Genomic DNA, 20002 nt, shown 5'->3' on the forward strand with positions numbered 1-20002 from the left:
CCCACGAGCCCGCACGTTCCGTCCTCCCGACGACGACGCCACGCACCTGCAACGAGATCCGTGGGCCGCGGGTTCACGCCGACGACCAACGCCTTCGCAGGGTGTCCAGGCCGGCCGGGGTGATCTCACCGAGGACGCGGAGCCGGGCCATCCCGCCGTCCGGGTAAGCGTCGAGGCGTACCCAGGTGACGGCGTCCGCTTCCGCGACCAGGAAGCGGTGCCGGGTGTCGGGTTGCAGGCGGGTGACCGGCAGGAGGTCGAACCAGCCGTCCGGGTCGTCCGGGTCGGAGGCGCAGCCGCGCACCGCCGCCGCCCCGGGCGCGTTGCCCTTGAAGTGGCTGGTGTCCAGCTCGACGAGGCGGACGACGCCGGGCGCGGCCAGGCGCAGCAGGACCCAGTCGTTGCCGTCGTCGCGGCGGCGTGCCGTCTCCCAGCCCTCCCCCATGGTGCGGGCCCGGCCGGGGGCGATCAGGTTGTGGGGCGTGCCGTAGAACATGTCGCTGCATCCGACGACGAGACCCCCGTGTTCCAGGGCCGCCAGGTCGACCAGACCGCCGGTGAGGAACCGGGGGTCCGGGGTCGCCTCGCCGTGCACCCGCAGCCGGGCGACACCGCCGTCCGGGAAGATCGACAGGCGTACGTGGGTGACCCGGTGGCCCGGTTCGACGGAGAAGACGTTGCGGGTGTCGCCGGCGAGCGCCGCCCGGGGCACAAGCGGCGTCCAGGTCGCGTCGGCAAGTTCCTCGGGTGCCGGATGCCCGTCCAGCCGGCACGCGTCGACGGCCGCGTACGGCGGGTAGTTGCCGGTGAAGTGGCTGGTGTCCACGACGACCGTGTGCACGATCCCGGGTACGCCCAGCCGCACGATGGCGTGGTCGTGCCCGGGCGTACGCCGCCGACGGGTCTCCCACCCCTCGTAGACCTGGCCCTTGGCCCCGAAGGTGCCCGGGGTGAACGTCGGCGGCTTCGGGTCGACGAGGTGGTCGGCGGGGGCGAAGAACTCGTCGTTGGCGTGGACGACGCCACCGGACAGCGCCCGGGAGGCGAGGTCGGGAAGTGTGCTCATCGGCTGCTCCGGGAGATGAGGCGACCCCGTGGCGGCCCGTCCGGCGAGACCGGCTGGCCACGCAGCCACACGCCGCGTACGACGCCGTGCAGCGTCCGCCCGGCGTACGGGGTGACGGGATGACGGTGGCGCAGCGTCGTCGGGTCGACCACGAACGGCTCGTCCGGTGCGAAGGCGACGAGATCGGCGTCGAAGCCGGGAGCGATGCGGCCCTTGGTGCCCAGTCCGGCGATCTCGGCGGGCCGCTGCGCCATCCACCGGACGACGTCCACCAGCCGGTACCCGCGCCGCCGCGCACTGCTCCAGATGGCCGGCAGCCCGATCTGCAACGACGAGATGCCTCCCCACGCGGCGGCGAAGTCACCGCTCGGCGGCCTCTTCAGGGCCGGTGTGCTGGGTGAGTGGTCGGAGACGACGCAGTCGATGACCCCGGCGACCAGACCCGTCCAGAGCCGGTCCTGGTTGGCGCGATCCCGGATCGGCGGGCAGCACTTGTACTCGGTGGCGCCGTCGGGCACCTCCTCGGCGGTCAGGCAGAGGTAGTGCGGGCAGGTCTCGACAGTGACGCTGACGCCCGCGCCCCGCGCGGCGGCGATCAGCGGCAGGGCGTCGGCCGACGACAGGTGCAGGATGTGGACCCGTGCGGCGGCGCGTCGGGCGGCGTCCAGCACCCCGGCGATGGCCGCCGTCTCGGCGTTCGGTGGCCTTGACGCCACGAAGTCGGCGTAGCGGCGCGACGGTGGTGCGGCGCTGATGTCGTCGGGGTTCTCGGCGTGCACGATGAACAGGGCGTCGACCGCGCGGAGCGCGGTGTCGAGCGCCGGTGGGTCCAGCGGCGGGAACTCCGGCACGCCGGAGTCGACGAGGAAACACTTGAAGCCGAGGACACCGGCGCGGTGCAGCGCCGCGAGGTCTCCGGCGTTGCCGGGCACCGCGCCACCCCAGAACCCGACGTCCGCGTGCACCCTGCCATCGGCGGCGCGACGCTTCACGTCGAGGGCCGGCACCGACACGGTCGGCGGCAGGGAGTTCAGCGGCATGTCGACGATCGTCGTCACGCCGCCGGCTATCGCGGCGCGGGTGGCCGAGGCGAAACCCTCCCATTCGGTACGCCCGGGTTCGTTGACGTGCACATGGGTGTCGACGAGGCCGGGCAGCAGGGTCAGGTCGCCGAGGTCGGTGACCGGCCCGTCGGGTACGGCGAAGTGGTCGGTCACCGCCTCGACGCGTCCGTCGGTGACGCAGACCGTCGCCGGCCGCTCGCCCTGCGGGGTGACGACCCGCGTCGAGCGCAGGACGAGGTCGTAGCTCACAGCGCCTCCAGGGTGGCTCGGTCGACGCCGACCTCGTCCGGGTCGAGCGCGCCGCAGTCGAGGCCACGGCGCAGGAACCCGGCCAGCGCGTGCGCGGTCGCCGGTTCGTCCAGCACGCCCCCGGCCCGGCGGTCCAGGTACGCGGTGAGGCGTTCCACGGTGGCCGTGCGGCTCTCGCGGAAGAAGGCGTAGGTGGCGGCGTACCGGGTGGGCAACTGCGCGGGATGCAGGTCCCAACCCTGGTAGAAGCCCCGCGCGAGGGACCGCCGGATGAGGCTCGTGTGCAGCCGCCAGGCCCGGTGTACGGCCGTCGCGTCGCCGACCGGGAGCACGTTCGACGAGCCGTCGCTGAGGCGTACGCCGGTGCCGGCCGCCGCCGCCTGCATGACGGCCTTGGCGTGATCGGCTACGGGATGGTCGAGCGACTGGTGGGCGGCGGCGACGCCGCAGGCGGCGCTGTAGTCGTACGTGCCGTAGTGCAGCCCGACGCAGCGGCCCTGGGCGGCGGTGATCATGCGGGCGACGGTGGCGGTGCCGTCCGCGCCCAGCACCGCCTCCGGGGTCTCGATCTGCAACTCGAAGCGCAGGCTCGCGGCCGGCAGCGCGTACGCGGCCTCCAACGCCGCGCACAGCAGGGACATCGCCGCGACCTGCTCGACGGCCCGGACCTTCGGCAGGGTGACGACGAAACCGGGTGGGGGTGGACCGAGCGCGTCGAGGAACACGTCGAGGGTACGGATCGCCCGGTCCCGGCTGTCGGGGTCGAGGCTCTTGCAGCGCAGCCCGACGAACGCGGGGCGCGGGCCGTCCCGCAGCGCCTTCGCGGCGACGCGGGCGGTCTCGTCCTCCTCGTCGTCGTCGCGTACGCCGTAGCCGTCCTCGAAGTCGAGACGGAGATCCTCGATGGGTTCGGTGGACAGCTTGGCGATCACGCGGTCGCGCAGCTCCACCGGGAAGGGCAGGGGTGGGCACGCGTCGAGCGCTTCCAGCGCCTGCTCGCCCCACCGCCGGCACAGGTCCGGGGTGTACCGGTCCGCCGGGACGTACACGGTGTGCACCGGCTGCCGGCCGGGGGCCTCACCCGGGTAGCGCCGCCGCAGCGCCTCGTCGACCGGCGCGAGCCGGCGGTCCAGTTCGAGGCCGGTCCGCTCGTGCAGTCGGCGGCCCATCAGTCGACGACCGCGTACGCGGGCACCGTGAGGAAGTCGACGAACTCGTCGTCCAGTGCGCCCCGCTCGACGAGGGCACGTGCGTCCGGCCACCGTCCGGCCGCGAAGGCGGTCTCCCCCACGGTGTGCCGGATCGCGGCCAGCTCCTCCCCCACGACGCGTCGGACGAGGTCCGCGGAGACCGTCTCGCCGGTGTCGGCCAGCCGGACACCCTGGTGCGCCCACTGCCAGACCTGGGCGCGGGAGATCTCGGCGGTGGCCGCGTCCTCCATGAGGTTGTTGATGGCGACGGCCCCGACGCCCCGGAGCCAGGCCTCCAGGTATCGCAGCGCGACCGAGACGTTGGTCCGCAGCCCGGCCGAGGTGACCTCGCCGCCCGCGACCGTGAAGTCGAGCAGCCGGTCGGCGGGCACGCGCACGTCGTCGCGCGTGCGGTCCAGTTGGTTGTCCCGCTGCCCGAGCACACCGTCGAAGACCTCCCGGCAGACCGGCACCAGCGCGGGGTGGGCCACCCAGGAGCCGTCGAAGCCGTCGTTCGCCTCGCGCTCCTTGTCCGCGCGGACCTGCGCGAAGGCCGCCGCGTTCCGCTGCGCGTCACCGCCGGGAACGAAGGCCGACATGCCGCCGATCGCCACCGCGCCACGGCGGTGACAGGTCGCGACGAGCAGATCGGTGTACGCGCGCAGAAACGGCGCGGTCATCGTGATCGCGGCACGGTCGGGCAGGACGGTGCGCTCGCGGAAGTTCTTGATGATGGAGAACAGGTAGTCCCAGCGCCCCGCGTTGAGCCCGGCGGCGTGCGGTCCCAGCGCGTGCAGGATCTCGTCCATCTCGAACGCCGCCGTGATGGTCTCGATGAGCACGGTCGCACGGATCGCGCCGCGTCCGATGCCGAGCGTGTCCTCGGCGTACGCGAACACGTCGTGCCAGAGCCGCGCCTCCCGGTGGCTCTCCAGCTTCGGCAGGTAGTAGTACGGGCCGACGCCCCGCGCGATCGACTCCCGCGCGTTGTGAAAGGCGTGCAGGCCGAAGTCGACGAGCGCGCCGGCGGCCGGCACGCCGTCGACCAGCACGTGACGCTCGTCGAGATGCCAGCCCCGTGGTCGTACGACGATGGTGGCGAGCGGTCCGTCGGCGCGCAGGGCGTAGTGCCGCCCGTCCGGCGCGTCGTGGGTGATCGTGGCGCGGACGGCGTCGTACAGGTTGATCTGCCCGGCCATGACGTTCGCCCAGTGCGGCGTGTTGGCGTCCTCCAGGTCGGCGAGCCAGACCTGCGCGCCGGAGTTGAGCGCGTTGATGGCCATCTTCCGGTCGGTGGGTCCGGTGATCTCCACGCGCCGGTCGACGAGACCGGGTGGTGGCGGGGGGACCCGCCACTCGGATTCGCGGATGTCCTTCGTCTCGGTCAGGAAGTCGAGTCGGCCGGTCCGGGCGGTCTCCGCGCGTCGCCGGGCGCGACGGGCGAGCAGTTCCGCACGGCGGGCGTCGAAGCGCCGGTGCAGCCCGCTGACGAACTCCAGCGCCTCGGGGCTGAGGATTTCCCGTTCGGTCATCGTCGGCACGTGCACTCCTGTCCTGGCTGTCGGGTGGGCCGTCACCGGGTTGCGTCGCGCAGCCGACCCGCTGCCCGTCGGGCCCGCAGGAGCAGGTCCCGTTCGTCGACGGTGGTCAGACGGCCGCCCTCGACGACCGGTCGACCGCCGACGAGCAGCAGCTCCACCGGCGGCGGCGCGCCGAGGACGAGGGCGGCGACCGGATCGGCGATGTCGGCGTGGCCGAGCCCGTCGAGACGCCAGAGCGCGACATCGGCCAGCTTGCCCACCTCCAGTGAGCCGATCTCGTCGGAGCGGCCGAGGCAGCGGGCGCCGCCACGGGTGGCGAGGGTGAGCGCCTCGCGCGCGGTCAGGGCGGTCGGCCCACCCCGCAGGCGGGCCACCAGCAGCGCCTGGCGCACCTCCGCGACCATCTGTCCGGCCTCCTGGGAGGCGGCGCCGTCGACGCCGAGTCCGACGGACGCGCCGGCGTCGAGCAGGTCCCGCACGGGGGCGATACCCGCGCCGAGCCGGGCGTTCGAGCTGGGACAGTGGGCCAACGACGTGCCGGTCGCCGCCATCCGCCCGATCGCGTCGGCGTCCAGGTGCACGCCGTGCGCGAGCCAGACGTCGTCGCCGAGCCAGCCCAGCCGCTCGGCGTACTCGGCGGGCGCGCAGCCGTGCGTGGCCCGGCAGTAGTCCTCCTCGTCCACGGTCTCGGCCAGGTGGGTGTGCAGCCGGACGCCCCGGTCCCGCGCCAACGCGGCGGCGTCCCGCATCAACCGTTCGCTCGCGGAGAACGGGGAGCAGGGGCCGACCGCGACCCGGACCATCGCGTCCGGTGCGGGGTCGGAGAAGCGGTCGATCGCGTCGGCCGTCGCGGCCAGCGCGGCGTCGGTGTCCTCCACGAGGTGGTCCGGAGGCAGACCACCGGCGGACGCGCCGAGGTCCATGGAGCCGCGGACGGGGTGAAAGCGCAGCCCCACCCGGCCCGCCTCGGCCACCTCGGCGGCGAACAGGTCGCCGGCCCCCGCCGGGAACACGTAGTGGTGGTCGGTTGTCGTGGTGCAGCCGGACAGCGCGAGCCAGCCCAGCCCCGCGCCGACGGCCGCCGAGACGTCCTCCTCGCCGATGCGCGCCCACACCGGATACAGCTCGGTGAGCCAGCCGAACAGGTCGGCCTGCTGCGCGAACCCCCGGGTGACCCACTGGTAGAGGTGGTGGTGGGTGTTGACCAGCCCCGGCGTGGCGAGGCACCCGGTGCCGTCGACGCGCCGGACCGGCACCGCCTCGTCCGTAGCGGCCGCCGGGCCGGGCCCGACGGCGACGATCCGTCCACCCTCGACGACCAGGTGCCCGCGCTCGTACTCGCGGCCCGTGCCGTCGACCGTCGCGACCGCGCAGCCCTCGATGACGATGCGCTCCGGCCGGGGCGGAGTCACACGTCCCACCACGACTCGACCCACCGTGGCGCGTCGTCGCGACGCACGGCGCCCTCGATCAGCCCGTACGGGCGGTCGGGGGCGTGGAACACCTCGTTGGGGTTGTCGAGCCCGAAGGGTGCGAGGTCGACGAGGAAGTGGTGCTTGTTGGGCAGCGACATCCGTACCTCGGTGATCTCCGGCCGGTTTTCGAGGACCCGCTGCCCCATCGCGTGCAGGGTCTGTTGCAGGGAGAGGCTGTGCGTGTCGACGAACGCCTCGACGAGGTGCCGCCGTACCTCGCCGAACGAGACCGCCCAGTCGTCGCTCCCGCTCGTCGCGTGTCGCCAGCGGGCGTCCACCGCCGTGGCCAGGATCCGGTCGTGCGCCTCGGGCAACGTCGTGTACGCGTCCCGCACGAAGCCGAAGAACTCCGAGTCGGTCGTGTTCATCAGCACCATCCCGGTCAGCCCGGAGACGACGACGGCGTCCGACCCGTCGACGGTGACCGTCGCCGTCCGCGTCTCGGCCCCCGAGCGGGCGAACGAGTGCGGCCCCAGGCGTCCCCAGGCGTGCTCATGGATGTCGACGGTCGCCCGGGTGACGGCGGGCTGTGACTCGACGAAGTGCCGTGCCAGACGCAGCCCGAAGTCCTCGATCGCGCCGACGCCGTGGCGGCGGGCGAAGGCGTACACCGTGTTCTTCTGGCTGTCGGTCGGCAGGACCTTGCTGTTGTCGCCGGTCAGGTGGGTGTCGGCCAGGTCGCCGGCGAGCGCGACGCCGACCGTCAGGTCGGTCAGGTCGTGCCGTTCGCCGTGGCGGACGACGTGGACCAGCCGCACTTCGGCCTTGCCGTACTGGTGGGGGCCGAGAACAACGTCCAACGGGTCAACTCCCTCGATACGTCGAATAGCCGTACGGGCTCAGCAGCAGGGGCACGTGCACGTGCCGCCAGACATCCGTGACCACGAACACCACCGACACCTCCGGGAAGAACGCCCCGAGGCCGAGGTAGCCGGCGGTGTCGAAGCAGAGTCGGTACGTCCCCCGGGCCCAGCGCCGCTTGGGCACCCAGTCACGCAGCCGCCCGTCGGGGTCCGTACGCCCCGTGGCGACGTCGATCCACCGGTCGCCGCTCCAGCGGTACAGGTGCACCGCCACTCCCTGGGCCGGTTCCCCGCGGGCGGTGTCGAGGACGTGCGTGGAGAGGCTCACTCGGCCATCAGCCTCGTCAGTCGCAGCGCCGTGATCCGGGTCAGCTCGGCCCGGACCACCTCCCGCTCGGCCGCCGCGCCGTTGGCGAGCCGGGCGGTGGCGGCGGCGGCGATCTCCGCGGGCGACCGTCCGTTCGCGAAGATCAGGAAGAGGTGGCCGAAGCGGGCCTCGTAGGCGCGGTTGACCTCGTGCAGGGCGAGCCGGGTCCCCTCGTCGCTGTCCGCGACGCCGGCCTGCTCGCGGCGGGACCAGGTCGCGTCGCGCCCGTCGCCGTCGGCCCGTTGCCCGATCCGGGGATGCGCCGCCAGCGCCTCGGCGATGTCGGGCCAGGGCAGGGCGGCGAGCGTCGCGGATCCCGTGGCGACGAGCGCCTCCGGTGTGGCGTAGGGACGGGCGGCGACCACGGCCCGCGCCCACGACGGCGACGCGCAGCACGCCGACAGCTCCCGCTCGGCGTCGGCCGCCGGCAGCGCGTTGAACCACGTCAGACGTTCGTGCACCGGACCTCCCCTCCACTTCGCGGTGGCGGTAGTCAAACAGCGACATCGACCCGGGTGCATTGGGCGAGCGAACCGAACTTGAAACATTGCCGCCCTACGGTCTCTGGAGCTTCCTCCAAGGCAAGGAGTTGTCGATGCGCCTCAACGACCTCCTGGGCCAGACCGGCCTCAAACTGACGTTGCTCAGCGGCCACAGCCAGGGCGAGCGGGTGATCCAGCAGTTCTTCACCACCGACCTGCTCGACCCGAGCCGTTACCTGTCCGGCGGCGAGGTGGTGCTCACCGGTCTCATGTGGAGACGCGGGCCGACGGACTCCGAGGTGTTCGCGGCGGCCGTCGCGCGGGCGGGCGTCAGCGCGGTCGGGGCCGGCGCGGCGGCGTTCGGCACCGTCCCGGCCGATGTCGTCGAGGCGTGCGCACGTCACGACGTCCCCGTGTTCGAGGTGCCCGTCGAGGTGTCCTTCACCGTCATCAGCGATGCGATCGGCGCCGCCCTGCGGGTCGAGAGAGCCACCGGACTGGCCGCGACCGTGCATCGGCACCAGGGTCTGATCGCGGCGCTCACCGAGGACGCGCACCTCGCCGACCTGCTGCCGTCGGCCGCCGCCGAGATCCCCTGCTGGGTCCTGTCGCCCACCGGCCGGATCGTCGCGGGCACCGCCCCGATCGACGGCGACCTGTGCGCCCGTCTGGCGCGTGCGTTCCTGACCGCCCCTCGGCTGCCCCACGTCCTCGGCGTCGGCCGGGACCGGCGCGTCTCGCTCTTCGGCGCGAGTGCCCACCCGGGCCGGCGGGTCGGCGCGTGGTTCCTGGCCTGCGCGGGCGACGTGACCACCTGGGAGCCCGAGCGCCGCCAGGCCGTCGAGGGGCTGGTCACCCTGCTCACCCTCGAACGCGCCCACCTCGACCGGCACCTGCACGTCGAGCGTCGCCTCGCCGCGCTCCTGCTGCGACCGCTGGTCGGCGGAGCCACACCCGCCGAGATCGCGGCGCGTCTCGAAGCGTGTCGCCTGGACCCGGACGCCACCTTCCTCGCCCTCACCGCCGGAACCGCGACGGCGGCGCCCGACGATCTGCCGCTCACCGTCGTCGAGGAGGTCGTGCGGCCGCTGGCGCCCACGTCGGCCATCGCGGCCGTCGGTGACGAGGTCCACGCGGTCATCCCCGTCGACTCCCCCAGCGAGGTCAGCCCGGCCGACCTCGTGGAGGCGATCCGCCAGGCGATGCGGGCACTGACACCGGCTCTGGGCGCGGAGCGGTTCGCCATCGGGATCAGCGCCGCGGCATCCGGGGTCGACGCGCTGGACACTGCTGTCGAGGAGGCCCGCCACGCCTACCGGTACGCCGTCACCGGGCAGGAGCGGGTGGCGGTGGTGTCCAGCTCAGACCTGTCCTCGCACGCGCTGCTGCTGGCCGGCGTCCCGACCGAGGCCCGGCGGGCGTTCCACCGCCGGCTGTTGCGCCCCCTCGCCGAGTACGACCGCGCGCACGACGCCCGCCTCGTGCACACCCTCGACATGTTCCTGCGCTGCGACGGCTCGTGGACCCGCACGGCGAAGGAACTGCACGTGCACGTCAACACCCTGCGCTACCGCATCCAGCGCATCGAGCAGCTCACCGGCCGCAAGCTGCACCGCTTCGACGACCGCGTCGACCTGTACCTCGCGCTGCAACTGCAACGCCACTAGGGCCCGCTGTACGAACGCCCAACTCGCGGCGCTGAGCGCACGACCGCGTTCGTGTCGTGCGCCAATGGGCTGCGACCCTCCGCACTGCTGAGATGGCTGTCAGGTGAGCCGACCGGGTTCGCGGGACGGGGTGTGCGGGGTGGATCTGAACTCGGTACGGACCGTGGTGCCGGCGGCGGCGGCCGGTCGCTGGCAGCCGGGCGACGCCTGGCTCGCCGGTGGCACGTACCTGTTCTCCGAACCGCAGCGGCACCTCCGCCGGCTCCGCGACCTGACCGGCGAGGACTGGCCGCCGGTGACCGACACGCCGCGCGGCCTGGACATCGCCGCGACGTGCACGATCGCGGAGCTGGCCCGTTCCACGGCGGTGCAGCCGTCGGCACTGCGGGATCTGATCCAGAAGTGCTGCGAGGCGTTCCTCGCCTCGTTCAAGATCTGGAACACGGCGACCGTCGGTGGAAACCTGTGCACGGCGCTGCCGGCCGGCCCGATGATCTCGCTGGGCGCGGCCCTGGACGGCACCTGCCTGCTGCTGACCGCCGAGGGCGGCCGGCGTGAGCTGGCGGTCGCCGACTTCGTGACGGGCGAGGGCACGACGCCCCTCGTACCCGGGGAGTTTCTGCGGTCGATGACCCTGCCCGCCGCCACCCTGCGCAGCCCGACGGCGTTCCGCCGGGGATCCCTGTTCGTCGGCGGCCGGTCCGCCGCGCTGCTGGTCGGCCGCACCGACCCGGACGGGTCGTTCGTGCTCACCGTGACCGCGTCCACGGTACGGCCGGTGCAGCTCCGGTTCGACGCCCTGCCCACGGCCGGGACCCTGCGGCAGGCCGTCACCGACGACATCCCCGCCGAGCGGTACGTCGACGACGTGCACGGTCTGCCGCGGTGGCGACGCCACCTCACCCTGCTGTTCGCCGAGCAGATCCGCGCCGAACTCGCCGGAAGGAGCACGCGGTGACCGCCAGAGGAATCGTGGTCGACGGGACGGCGTGCACCCAGGCGCCCCGGCCCGGCCAGTGCCTGCGCACCTACCTGCGCGAACGCGGTCGCTTCGGGGTCAAGAAGGGCTGCGACACGGGCGACTGCGGTGCCTGCACGGTGCACGTCGACGGCCAACCCGTGCACAGCTGCGTCTACCCGGCGGTCCGGGCCCGGGGTCGTCAGGTCACCACCATCGGCGGCCTGGCCACGCCCGACGGCCTGCACCCCGTGCAGCAGCGCTTCCTGGACGCGCAGGGCTTCCAGTGCGGTTTCTGCACGGCCGGGTTCATCATGACGGCCGCCGCGCTCGACGAGCGCCAACTCGGCGCGCTTCCGCAGGCGTTGAAGGGCAACCTGTGCCGCTGCACCGGCTACCGGGCGATCGAGGACGCCGTTCGCGGTGACCGCCACGTCCACGAGCCGGCCTCGGGCGCGGCGGTCGGGGCCAACGTGGCGGCGCCGGCCGGTCGGGAGGTGGTCACCGGCGCGGCCCGGTACACGTTCGACGTCGACGTGCCCGGTCTGCTGCACCTGAAGGTGCTGCGCTCGCCCCACCCGCACGCGCGGATCCTGGCCGTCGACACCTCCGCGGCGCTCGCTCTACCGGGCGTCCACGCGGTGCTCACCCACGCGGACGCCCCCGATCGCCTGTATTCGACCGCGCAGCACGAGCACCCGAGCGACGACCCGGCCGACACCCGGCTCCTGGACGACGTGGTGCGCCACGTGGGCCAGCGGGTCGCCGCCGTCGTCGCGGACACCGAGGCCGCCGCCGAGGAGGGCTGCCGACGCGTCGTCGTGCGCTACGAGGTGCTACCGGCGGTCGTCGACCCGGAGGAGGCCATGGCGCCGGGCGCGCCGGTCCTGCACGGCGACCGGGACGCCGAGGCCGGCATCGCCCGACCGGCCGACAACGTGGTCGGCGAGATCCACGCCGAGGTCGGCGACGTGGACGCCGGGCTCGCGGCCGCCGACCTGGTCCATCGGCAGACGTTCCGCACCCAACGGGTGCAGCACGCCAGCCTGGAGACGCACGGGGCGCTGGCCTGGGTCGACGACGACGGACGGGTGACCGTACGCTCCAGCACCCAGACGCCGTTTCTCACCCGCCGCGCGCTGTGCCGGCTGTTCGACCTGCCGCTGGACCGGGTGCGGGTGCTCACCGGCCGGGTCGGTGGCGGGTTCGGTGGCAAGCAGGAGATGCTCGTCGAGGACCTCGTCGTCCTCGCCGCGCTGCGGACCGGTCGCCCGGTGAAACTCGAACACACCCGCGCGGAGCAGTTCACCGCCACCACCACCCGGCACCCCTTCACCGTCGAGGTGACGGCCGGCGCCCGTCGGGACGGCACCCTGACCGGCATCCGCCTGCGGGTCGTCTCCAACACCGGGGCGTACGGCAACCACGGGCCCGGTGTGCTGTTCCACGGCTGCCACGAATCCCTGTCGGTGTACCGGTGCCCGAACAAGAGAGTCGACGGGTACGCGGTCTACACCAACACCGTCCCCGCCGGCGCGTTCCGCGGCTACGGCCTAGGGCAGGTCAGCTTCGCTGTCGAGTCGGTTCTCGACGAGTTGGCGCGACGCCTCGACCTCGACCCGGTCGCCCTGCGCGCCCGCAACGTCGTACGCCCCGGTGAACGACTCGTTCCTCCGGCCGGCCACGACGACGACCTGACCGTCGGCAGCTACGGCCTCGACCAGTGTCTGGACGTGGTCGCCGCCGCCGCGAGGGACGCGGGACCGCCCGCACCGCCCGGTTGGCTCACCGGGCACGGCATGGCCCTGTCGATGATCGCCACCGCGCCACCCGGCGGGCACCACGCGGACGCCCGGGTGACGCTGCTGCCCGACGGGCGTTTCGAGGTCGCCGTCGGCACCGCCGAGTTCGGCAACGGCAGCACCACCGTGCACCAGCAGCTCGCCGCCGAGACGCTGGGCACGACGCCCGACCGGATCGCCATCCGCCAGTCCGACACGGACCTGGTCGGGCACGACACCGGGGCGTTCGGCAGCACCGGCACGATCGTCGCGGGCACCGCCGTCCTGCACGCCTGTCGGGCGCTGCGCGACCGCCTGCTCGCGCTCGCGTCCGCGCACACCGGCGTACCGGTCGCGCACTGCCGGCTCGACGCCGACGCCCTCGACTGCGCCGGCGACCGGCTACCCCTGCCGGACCTGTGGGATCTCGCCCAGTCGGCCGGCGAGCAGACGGCCGCCGACGGGCACTGCGCGGGCACGCCACGGTCGGTGGCGTTCAACACGCAGTGGTTCCGGGTCGCGGTCGATCCGGACACGGGCGAGATCCGCATCCTGCGCAGCGTCCACGCCGCCGACGCCGGCACGGTCGTGAACCCCATGCAGTGCCGGGGCCAGGTCGAGGGCGGGGTCGCCCAGGCCATCGGGGCCGCCCTGTGCGAGGAGGTACGCGTCGACCCGGGAGGTACCGTCACCACCGCCGCGTTCCGCCAGTACCACCTGCCGACCCTCGCCGACCTTCCGCGCACCGAGGTCCACTTCGCCCGGACGCGCGACGCCGTCGGGCCGCTGGGCGCGAAGTCTATGAGTGAGAGCCCGTTCAATCCGGTCGCGGCGGCGCTGGCGAACGCCCTGCGCGACGCGACCGGCATCCGCTTCACCGATCTGCCACTCACCGCCGACCGGGTCTGGCTCGCTCTGCACGAACATCGCTCAGCACCGAGAATTACCTGATGGTCACGTGAACGGGTACGTTACTCGCCATTCACACGGATCACTGACCATGAGCGCGAAGATCAAGCAATCTCCTTCGAGGGCGCCCGAATGGCGCTTCCACCGATGGTTCGATGAGGAGTATCCCTTGCGTTCCCTTCCTATGCGCGCGGCTCTGGCCACGGCCGCGGCGACACTCGTCGTGCTGGGCACCGCGCCGGCCCCGGCGCAGGCCGCGCCGATCGAGGTGCAGATCCTCGGCTTCAACGACTTCCACGGCCGCCTGGAGGCGCCCACGGCGGGTGTCGGTGGCGCCGCGCAGATGGCCGGCATGATCAAGCAGTTGCGGGCGGCCAACACCAACACGCTGGTCATGTCGGCTGGTGACAGCATCGGCGCGTCCCCGTTCATTTCGCTCGTGCAGAAGGACGAGCCCACGATCGACTTCCTCAAGATGATCGGGGTCGACGCGTCGAGCATTGGCAACCACGAACTCGACCGCGGATTCGATGACCTCAACGACCGGGTCATCCCGCGCGCCGGCTTCCCGTACCTGGCCGCGAACGTGTACCGGGGTACCGAGGCCGCTCCCGGTCGCCTGGCGGAGTCCACCGTGCTGACGGTCGGCGGCGTCCGCATCGGCGTCGTCGGCGCGGTCACCCTGGAGACCTCGTCGCTGGTGTCACCGGCCGGCATCCCGGGCCTGACCTTCAAGGACCCGACCGCCGAGGCGAACCGCGTCGCGGCGAAGCTGAAGGCCGACGACGACGTGGACGCCGTCGTGCTCCTCGTGCACGAGGGCTCGGAGGCGAGCGGCACGGACGCCGCCGCCTGCGCCGCCGTGGCGGACCCGACCACTCCCTTCGGCAAGATCGTGACCGGCGCCAGCGCCGACATCAACGTCATCATCTCGGGTCACACCCACGTCCCGTACAACTGCTCGTACGACGTGCCGAAGCTGGGGCACAAGCGGCCCGTCCTGCAGACCGGCCGGTACGGGGACGCGTTGGACCAGGTCAAGCTCACCGTCGCCGACGGTAAGGTGACCGCCGCCGAAGGCGCGCTCCTCCCGATCAAGGGCTACCCGGCGGACCCGGCGGTCGCGCAGTTCATCGCCGACACCAAGGCCGAGGCCGACGTGCAGGGCAAGGTGAAGATCGGCGAGATCACCGCCGACATCAAGCGCGCCGTCACCGCCGAGGGCGTCGAGGACCGTGGGAACGAGTCGACCCTCGGCAACTTCATCGCGGACGTCCAGTTGGAGGGCACCCGCCCGGCCAACCGGGGCGGCGCGCAGATCGCCTTCATGAACCCGGGCGGCCTGCGCTCCGACTTCGTCAAGAGCCCCGACGGCACGGTCACCTTCGCCGACGCCGCCACCGTCCAGCCGTTCGCCAACGACGTGATCACCAAGACCTACACCGGCGCGGAGATCAAGGAGACGCTGGAGCAGCAGTGGCAACCGGCGGGCGCGTCGCGGCCCTTCCTGCAGCTCGGTGTCTCGAAGGGATTCAGCTACGTCTACGACCCGAACGGTCCGGCCGGCAACCGGGTCATCGCCGACCGCATCTTCCTCAACGGCACGGTCATCGACCCGAAGGGCACCTACCGGGTGACGGTCAACTCGTTCCTGGCCTCCGGCGGCGACAACTTCAAGGCGCTCGCCGGCGGCGTCGACCCGCTCGCGACCGGCGACAACGACCTCACCGTGCTCGTCGACTACTTCCGGGCGAAGTCCCCGGTCACCGCCGACACTGTGGAGCGCGTGTACACCGTGGACCAGCCGGGTGCCCCGGTCGGCGGCGGCCCCAGCGGTGAGCCCACCGTCAGCCCCAGCGGCGGCACCGGCAACGGCGGCGGGGCCGGCGAACCCGGCCTGCCGATCACCGGCGTCAAGGCCCTCACGATCGCCGGCGCCGGCATCCTCCTGTTGCTGGCCGGCGCCGTCGCGCTCGTCGCGGCCCGGCGGCGACGCATCCGCCTGACCGTCGAGTGACGCGGAGCTGAGACGAACGGTCGTCCCCGGAAGCCCGCGCGGCTTCCGGAGACGTCGTCGGCCCGTCACACCGCCCGGGTCAGCCGCAGCAACCGCCAGACGGTACGCAGTGACACGCTCGGGTAGAAGCCGACGTACTCGGGCGTCACCCGCGGCTGCCACTTCTCCTTGAACTCGGCCTGACTGCGGGCCGGGTAGATCCAGTCCCCGTGCTCGGCGATGAAACCGATCAGCCGGTCCGTGCCCCGGTGGCTGCCACCGGCCGGCTGGTGCCGGGGCGACATCTCCCGGAACGGCGTGAGGCCCAGGTGCAGCCAGCGCGCGCCCTCGGCCTGGAAACGCTGCGACGCGACCACGAACGCCAAGTCGACCGCGCCGGGTGGCGCGTCGGGCTCGCGGCGCGTGATGTCATACAGCCAGCCGCCCTCGCGGCCGAACGCCGGGGAGTACGACACGTACGCCACCGGCTCACCGTCGGACAACGCGAGGAACAGCCGGCGTACGGGATCGTCCTGGCGGGCACGTTCACCGACCAGGAACTCGATCTGCTTGACGTGCCGGCCCTTGTCCGCGAGCCAACGGGCGTCCAGGGCGTCCAGCCGCGCGGCGAGCGCCGCGTCGTACGGCACGTCCCGGCCGGCCTCCACGACGGTGACCCCGGCCCGCCGGGAGCGCGCCAACTTGTTGCGGACCTTTTCGAACTTGCGGCCGCGCAGGCTGAAGCTGTCCAGGTCGATCGAGTACGCGGCGCCGAGCTGACTGAGCTGGTAACCGAACTCGGCGTACAGGTCGAGGTCGTCCGGGGTGAGCTGAACCGCGCACAGCCGCCGGCCCTCCTGCTGCGCCCAGCCGTGGAACGCCCCGAGCAGCCGCTTGCGGTCCTCCGGGTCGGCGTAGACGCTGCCCAGTTGCACGGCGTGCCGCCGCCCGGCCGGCCGGTACGCGATGAACCCGTCGAGACCGGGCACCGTGAAGTGCCGCGTGTCCCTGTTCAGCGCCAGCGCGGCGCTGGAGTGTTGCGCGTGCCGGCGCAGGACGGCCAGGGCGGTCATCGGTTCCATGGCGGCGGCCTCCACCTGTCAGGGAGCGGACGGGTCACGGCGGGTCGCCGCGCGCCGGCGTGCCCACGCGAGCTGGACAAGGTCCACGGCCTCACGCCCGACGGCCGAGGCGGGTTCGCCGCCGGTGACACGGTGGGCGACGGCACCCACCAGCCGGGGCAGGGTGAGCAGCCGGTCGGCGTCGAGCCGGTCACCCATCACGTCGTCGAGCCGGCCCACGGCCCGGGGGTTGCGCCGGAGGCCGGCGAGGAACGCGTGCTCCATCGCGGTGACCGTGCCGCCCCGGCCGATGTCCTGGCCGTACCAGTGGTTCGGCAACTCGGCCCGGTCCCGGTCCCGAGCCCACCGGGCCAGCCCCGACGACAGCGCCGCCGGCTGCTCCCAGTGCGCGGTGAGCACCGCCGCGAGTGCGCGGGCGTTGCGCAGCGCGTCGTTGATCCCGTGTCCCAGGGTGGCGTCCTTGGCGTGCCCGGCGTCGCCCACCAGCGCCCAGCCCGGGCCGAACGGCTGGCGGAAGAAGGACGGGTACCGCACCACGCGGTGGAGGTCCCCCACCGGCTCGCCGGCGGCGGCGAGGTGGCCCACCTCCGGGCTGACCGACTCGACGTGCCGCAGGAACCCGGCCACCTTCCGACCCGCCAGCTCGCCCTGTAGGCGCTCCGGAGGTTGCGCGATGACCACGAAATCCTCGGGACCGGTGGGCAGGATCGAGACGATGTGCACCCCGATGCGGTGCCACAGCAGCGCCGGCGGGATCCGGACGCCGGTGAAGTACCGCCAGAGCAGAGCCCGTTCGCTGCGCGCCGTCAGGTACTGCCGCGCGCCCACCCACCGGGCCACCGACGAGTTACGGCCGTCCGCTCCCACCACCAGCCGCGCCGACACGTCCCGGACCGAACCGTCGGCACGCTGCACGGTCACGCCGCGCACCGCGCCGTCCGCGCCGCGCAGCAGACCGACCACGGGGGTGCCGGTGGAGGTCTTGGCGCCGGCGGCGACCGCGCGATCCAGCAGGACCTGGTCGAGGACGTCCCGAGGCGGACACAGCCCCGGGTCGTCCGGGTGGCGGAAGTGCAGCTTCACGTCGTCGAGCCGGACCCACACGTCGTGCAGCGGCGGCACGCCCTGTGCGACGACGGTGTCGTACACGCCCTCGATCCGCAGGTCCTCGGTGCCGTGCAGGATGTGCGTGGACAGGGTCGGCGCGGGCAGGTCACCACGGTCGAACACGGCCACCGACAGACCGGCCGCCGCGAGCCGGGCCGCCAGCGCCGAACCGGCGACCCGCGCCCCCACGATCACGACGTCAACCTGCTGCTCCACGGCCGGGTTCCCGCCCGCGACCGAGCGGCCCGGCCAGGCGACCGCAGGCTCCTCGGCCGAGGCCGGCGACTGTGTGGTCGCAGAAGCCAGCGGCTCTCGCGCAGGAGCCGGCGGCTCTGTCGCAGAGGCCGACAGCTCCGTCGGCCCGGCCGGCACAGCGGGCCCGGCGAGGGCGGGTGGGGTTGGCGAGCGGCGGGCGGGGGCGATCTTGTCGGCCGCGTCCAGCCCGCGCAGGTAGCCGGCCAACAGCAGATTGCCGATCCGGCCCGTCGGCATCAGGCCCGCGGTGCTGCGCAGCCAGGGCAGCTCCGGCAGTGGCGCGGTCGGGTCGGCCGCCGTCGGATCCGAACGGTCGGCCAGCCGGGGGGCGAGCAACTCGGCCGTCAACGCGGAGAGGGCCAGGCCGTGCCCACACCACGCGCCCGCGAACCACACTCCCGGCCGGCCCAGAACCGGACCGACAATCGGCAGCCGGTCGAACGTGGACGCCGTGACACCGGACCAGAAGTCGGTCACCGGCACGTCCGCCAGCGCCGGAAAGGTCGCGGCGAGTTCGCGGACCAGCCGGTCCCGCACGGCGGCGATACCGCGCTCGTCGACGCGCGGCTCCAGCAGGGCGGGACCACCGCCGAACAGCAGCCGGCCGCGGGCGGTCATCCGCAGGTAGTTGAAGAACGACCGGCTGTCGATGGCCGCGCCGCGCCCGTCCCAACCGGTCCGCGCCAGCAGGTCGGCGGGTACGGGGCCGGTGCGCAGGACATGGGTACGGATCACCGCGACGTTCCGGGTGAACAGTCCCAGCCCGGTGGTGAAGCCGTCCGTGGTCACGGCAACCCGTCTGGCGCGTACCCGATGTCCCCCGGCCGTCACCGTGACCGGGTCGCCGCCGGTGATCGCGGTGACGGGCGTGTTCTCGGCGATGCGCACCCCGGCGGTGAGCAGCGCCGCCCGCAGTGCCTGGACCAGCAGCCACGGGTTGACCAGCGCGACGTCGGGGTAGCACAACGCGCCGTGGTATCGAGCGCTGCCCAGGCGCTCGGTGGTGCCGTCGCGGTCCAGGTAGGAGGCGTTGAAGCCGAGGTCGCGCAGGGTCTGTGCCTGACGTCGGAGCGATCCGGCGTGTGCCGGCGCCGACGCGGCCACGAGCTGGAAACCGTCGGTCAGCTCACAGCCGTCGGGCAGGGCCCGGGCCAGCCGCCGCAGCGCGGCGATCCCGTCGAGCGTGGCCGCGAACATGGCCCGGGCCCGGGCCCGTCCGTACCGTTTGACGAGCGTCGTGATCGGGCCGCCGACCCCGGGGCCGACGATGCCGGTGCTGTGTCCGCTGGCGCCGGAGCCGACCTCGGTGGCTTCCAGGACCAGGATGTCGCGGGCGGGCAGGTAATTCGTCATCTGGTACGCCAGCGCGAGCCCGGCCAGCCCACCTCCGACGATGACGACGGACGCCTCCTCGTCGCCGGCGAGGGCGGGCAGTCGCGCGGCCCGCGGGTCGTCGCGTCGCCAACCGCTCGCCGCGGAGCCCGGCCGGCTCATCAGGCCACCGAGGTGGGTCTCGACGTGGCCGCCGGGACCGGTGAGTCGGCTCGCCCGGCAGGGGCCGGCGACGGACGGCCGGTCACCTCGCGCAGCAGCGCGTCGAAGGCGGGCAGACGCTTCGGCTCGAACGGCACGCCGAAGGGCTTGAGCTGGTTGCCGAAGAGCGAGCGGTCACCGAAGAGGTGGATCGGCACGGCCAGCAGCGCCCATTCCGGCCCGATCAGCCAGGCCCAGAGCGCCACCACCAGTCCGGCGCTGAGCAGGCTGTGCATGCTGTTGTAGAGGACGTAGTACGCCTTCGGAATCCGCCCGTCCGGGCTGCGATGGTAGGCGATCGCCCCGGGGATGTAGCCGATCAGGTCGATGTAGAGGAACAGCCCGATCGCCGGCAGCCACCGGATCTCGTCCCAGTGCGCGATGAACAGGCCACTCGCCAGCGCGAGCCCGGCGAACCACTCCGCGCGGTGCAGCCGGGCGGTGGTCGGCGTGTCGAACGTGTTCAGCTGGTCCATC

Annotated in this window: 15 protein-coding genes; 4 read left to right on the forward strand and 11 right to left on the reverse strand. The window is 73.2% G+C overall.

Annotated elements, in window-relative coordinates:
* Positions 1–73: 73 nt before the first annotated feature.
* Genes alc through uraD form a run of 8 tightly spaced genes read right to left on the reverse strand, consistent with a single transcriptional unit; the run spans position 74 to position 8216 of the window.
* Positions 74–1066 carry an allantoicase gene (gene alc / locus ACLQ25_RS04560; RefSeq protein WP_425729344.1) on the reverse strand — a complete coding sequence of 331 codons (993 nt, stop codon included), beginning with the start codon at positions 1064–1066 and terminating at the stop codon, positions 74–76.
* On the reverse strand, positions 1063–2379 hold the full coding sequence (gene allB, locus ACLQ25_RS04565; RefSeq protein WP_425729346.1) for an allantoinase AllB: 1317 nt from the start codon (positions 2377–2379) through the stop codon (positions 1063–1065). Before allB ends, alc begins: the two co-directional genes overlap by 4 nt.
* A complete protein-coding gene (locus ACLQ25_RS04570; protein WP_425729348.1) occupies positions 2376–3548 on the reverse strand; it encodes a DUF6986 family protein in 1173 nt (390 codons plus the stop codon). The genes allB and ACLQ25_RS04570 overlap by 4 nt, the downstream gene beginning before the upstream one ends.
* On the reverse strand, positions 3548–5101 hold the full coding sequence (gene aceB, locus ACLQ25_RS04575; protein WP_425729350.1) for a malate synthase A: 1554 nt from the start codon (positions 5099–5101) through the stop codon (positions 3548–3550). The genes ACLQ25_RS04570 and aceB overlap by 1 nt, the downstream gene beginning before the upstream one ends.
* Positions 5102–5142: 41 nt before the next feature.
* The gene (locus tag ACLQ25_RS04580; RefSeq protein WP_425729352.1) at positions 5143–6522 is read right to left on the reverse strand and encodes an 8-oxoguanine deaminase; all 1380 of its coding nucleotides are present in this window, start codon (positions 6520–6522) and stop codon (positions 5143–5145) included.
* The gene (gene pucL, locus ACLQ25_RS04585; protein ID WP_425729354.1) at positions 6519–7385 is read right to left on the reverse strand and encodes a factor-independent urate hydroxylase; all 867 of its coding nucleotides are present in this window, start codon (positions 7383–7385) and stop codon (positions 6519–6521) included. Before pucL ends, ACLQ25_RS04580 begins: the two co-directional genes overlap by 4 nt.
* 4 nt (positions 7386–7389) lie before the next feature.
* Positions 7390–7716, reverse strand: coding sequence for a hydroxyisourate hydrolase (gene uraH / locus ACLQ25_RS04590; protein ID WP_425729356.1), 327 nt, complete (start codon positions 7714–7716; stop codon positions 7390–7392).
* The gene (gene uraD, locus ACLQ25_RS04595; protein WP_425729358.1) at positions 7713–8216 is read right to left on the reverse strand and encodes a 2-oxo-4-hydroxy-4-carboxy-5-ureidoimidazoline decarboxylase; all 504 of its coding nucleotides are present in this window, start codon (positions 8214–8216) and stop codon (positions 7713–7715) included. Before uraD ends, uraH begins: the two co-directional genes overlap by 4 nt.
* Before the next feature lie 134 nt (positions 8217–8350).
* On the opposite strand from uraD, the gene ACLQ25_RS04600 reads away from it, so the two are divergent.
* The 4 genes from ACLQ25_RS04600 (at position 8351) to ACLQ25_RS04615 (ending at position 15569) form a co-directional block, all read left to right on the forward strand.
* Complete coding sequence (locus ACLQ25_RS04600; RefSeq protein ID WP_425729360.1) at positions 8351–9904, forward strand: helix-turn-helix domain-containing protein; 1554 nt, start codon at positions 8351–8353, stop codon at positions 9902–9904.
* A gap of 139 nt (positions 9905–10043) precedes the next feature.
* Positions 10044–10862 (forward strand): FAD binding domain-containing protein, encoded by an 819-nt coding sequence (locus tag ACLQ25_RS04605; RefSeq protein ID WP_425729362.1) that lies wholly within the window; start codon positions 10044–10046, stop codon positions 10860–10862.
* Positions 10859–13594 (forward strand): molybdopterin-dependent oxidoreductase, encoded by a 2736-nt coding sequence (locus ACLQ25_RS04610; RefSeq protein WP_425729364.1) that lies wholly within the window; start codon positions 10859–10861, stop codon positions 13592–13594. Before ACLQ25_RS04605 ends, ACLQ25_RS04610 begins: the two co-directional genes overlap by 4 nt.
* A gap of 127 nt (positions 13595–13721) precedes the next feature.
* Positions 13722–15569, forward strand: coding sequence for a bifunctional metallophosphatase/5'-nucleotidase (locus tag ACLQ25_RS04615; RefSeq protein WP_425729366.1), 1848 nt, complete (start codon positions 13722–13724; stop codon positions 15567–15569).
* A 65-nt stretch (positions 15570–15634) separates the two neighbouring features.
* On the opposite strand, the gene ACLQ25_RS04620 is transcribed toward ACLQ25_RS04615, so the two are convergent.
* The 3 genes from ACLQ25_RS04620 to ACLQ25_RS04630 are packed head-to-tail and all read right to left on the reverse strand — an operon-like array spanning position 15635 to position 20001.
* Positions 15635–16630 carry a phosphatidylglycerol lysyltransferase domain-containing protein gene (locus ACLQ25_RS04620; protein ID WP_425729368.1) on the reverse strand — a complete coding sequence of 332 codons (996 nt, stop codon included), beginning with the start codon at positions 16628–16630 and terminating at the stop codon, positions 15635–15637.
* A gap of 18 nt (positions 16631–16648) precedes the next feature.
* Positions 16649–19486 carry an FAD-dependent oxidoreductase gene (locus tag ACLQ25_RS04625; RefSeq protein WP_425729370.1) on the reverse strand — a complete coding sequence of 946 codons (2838 nt, stop codon included), beginning with the start codon at positions 19484–19486 and terminating at the stop codon, positions 16649–16651.
* Entirely contained in the window at positions 19486–20001 is a 516-nt protein-coding gene (locus tag ACLQ25_RS04630) for a hypothetical protein (RefSeq protein WP_425729372.1), read from the reverse strand. The genes ACLQ25_RS04625 and ACLQ25_RS04630 overlap by 1 nt, the downstream gene beginning before the upstream one ends.
* Position 20002: the final 1 nt, after the last annotated feature.

This window comes from Micromonospora sp. DT44 (genome assembly GCF_049841635.1).
Taxonomy (GTDB): domain Bacteria; phylum Actinomycetota; class Actinomycetes; order Mycobacteriales; family Micromonosporaceae; genus Micromonospora.

Bases quoted from the DNA above. Each gene is read 5' to 3' on its own strand.
- alc (WP_425729344.1), bottom strand. From the start codon at position 1,066: ATGAGCACACTTCCCGACCTCGCCTCCCGGGCGCTGTCCGGTGGCGTC.
- ACLQ25_RS04570 (WP_425729348.1), bottom strand. From the start codon at position 3,548: ATGGGCCGCCGACTGCACGAGCGGACCGGCCTCGAACTGGACCGCCGG.
- aceB (WP_425729350.1), bottom strand. From the start codon at position 5,101: ATGACCGAACGGGAAATCCTCAGCCCCGAGGCGCTGGAGTTCGTCAGC.
- ACLQ25_RS04600 (WP_425729360.1), top strand. From the start codon at position 8,351: ATGCGCCTCAACGACCTCCTGGGCCAGACCGGCCTCAAACTGACGTTG.
- ACLQ25_RS04620 (WP_425729368.1), bottom strand. From the start codon at position 16,630: ATGGAACCGATGACCGCCCTGGCCGTCCTGCGCCGGCACGCGCAACAC.
- ACLQ25_RS04625 (WP_425729370.1), bottom strand. From the start codon at position 19,486: ATGAGCCGGCCGGGCTCCGCGGCGAGCGGTTGGCGACGCGACGACCCG.
- ACLQ25_RS04630 (WP_425729372.1), bottom strand. From the start codon at position 20,001: ATGGACCAGCTGAACACGTTCGACACGCCGACCACCGCCCGGCTGCAC.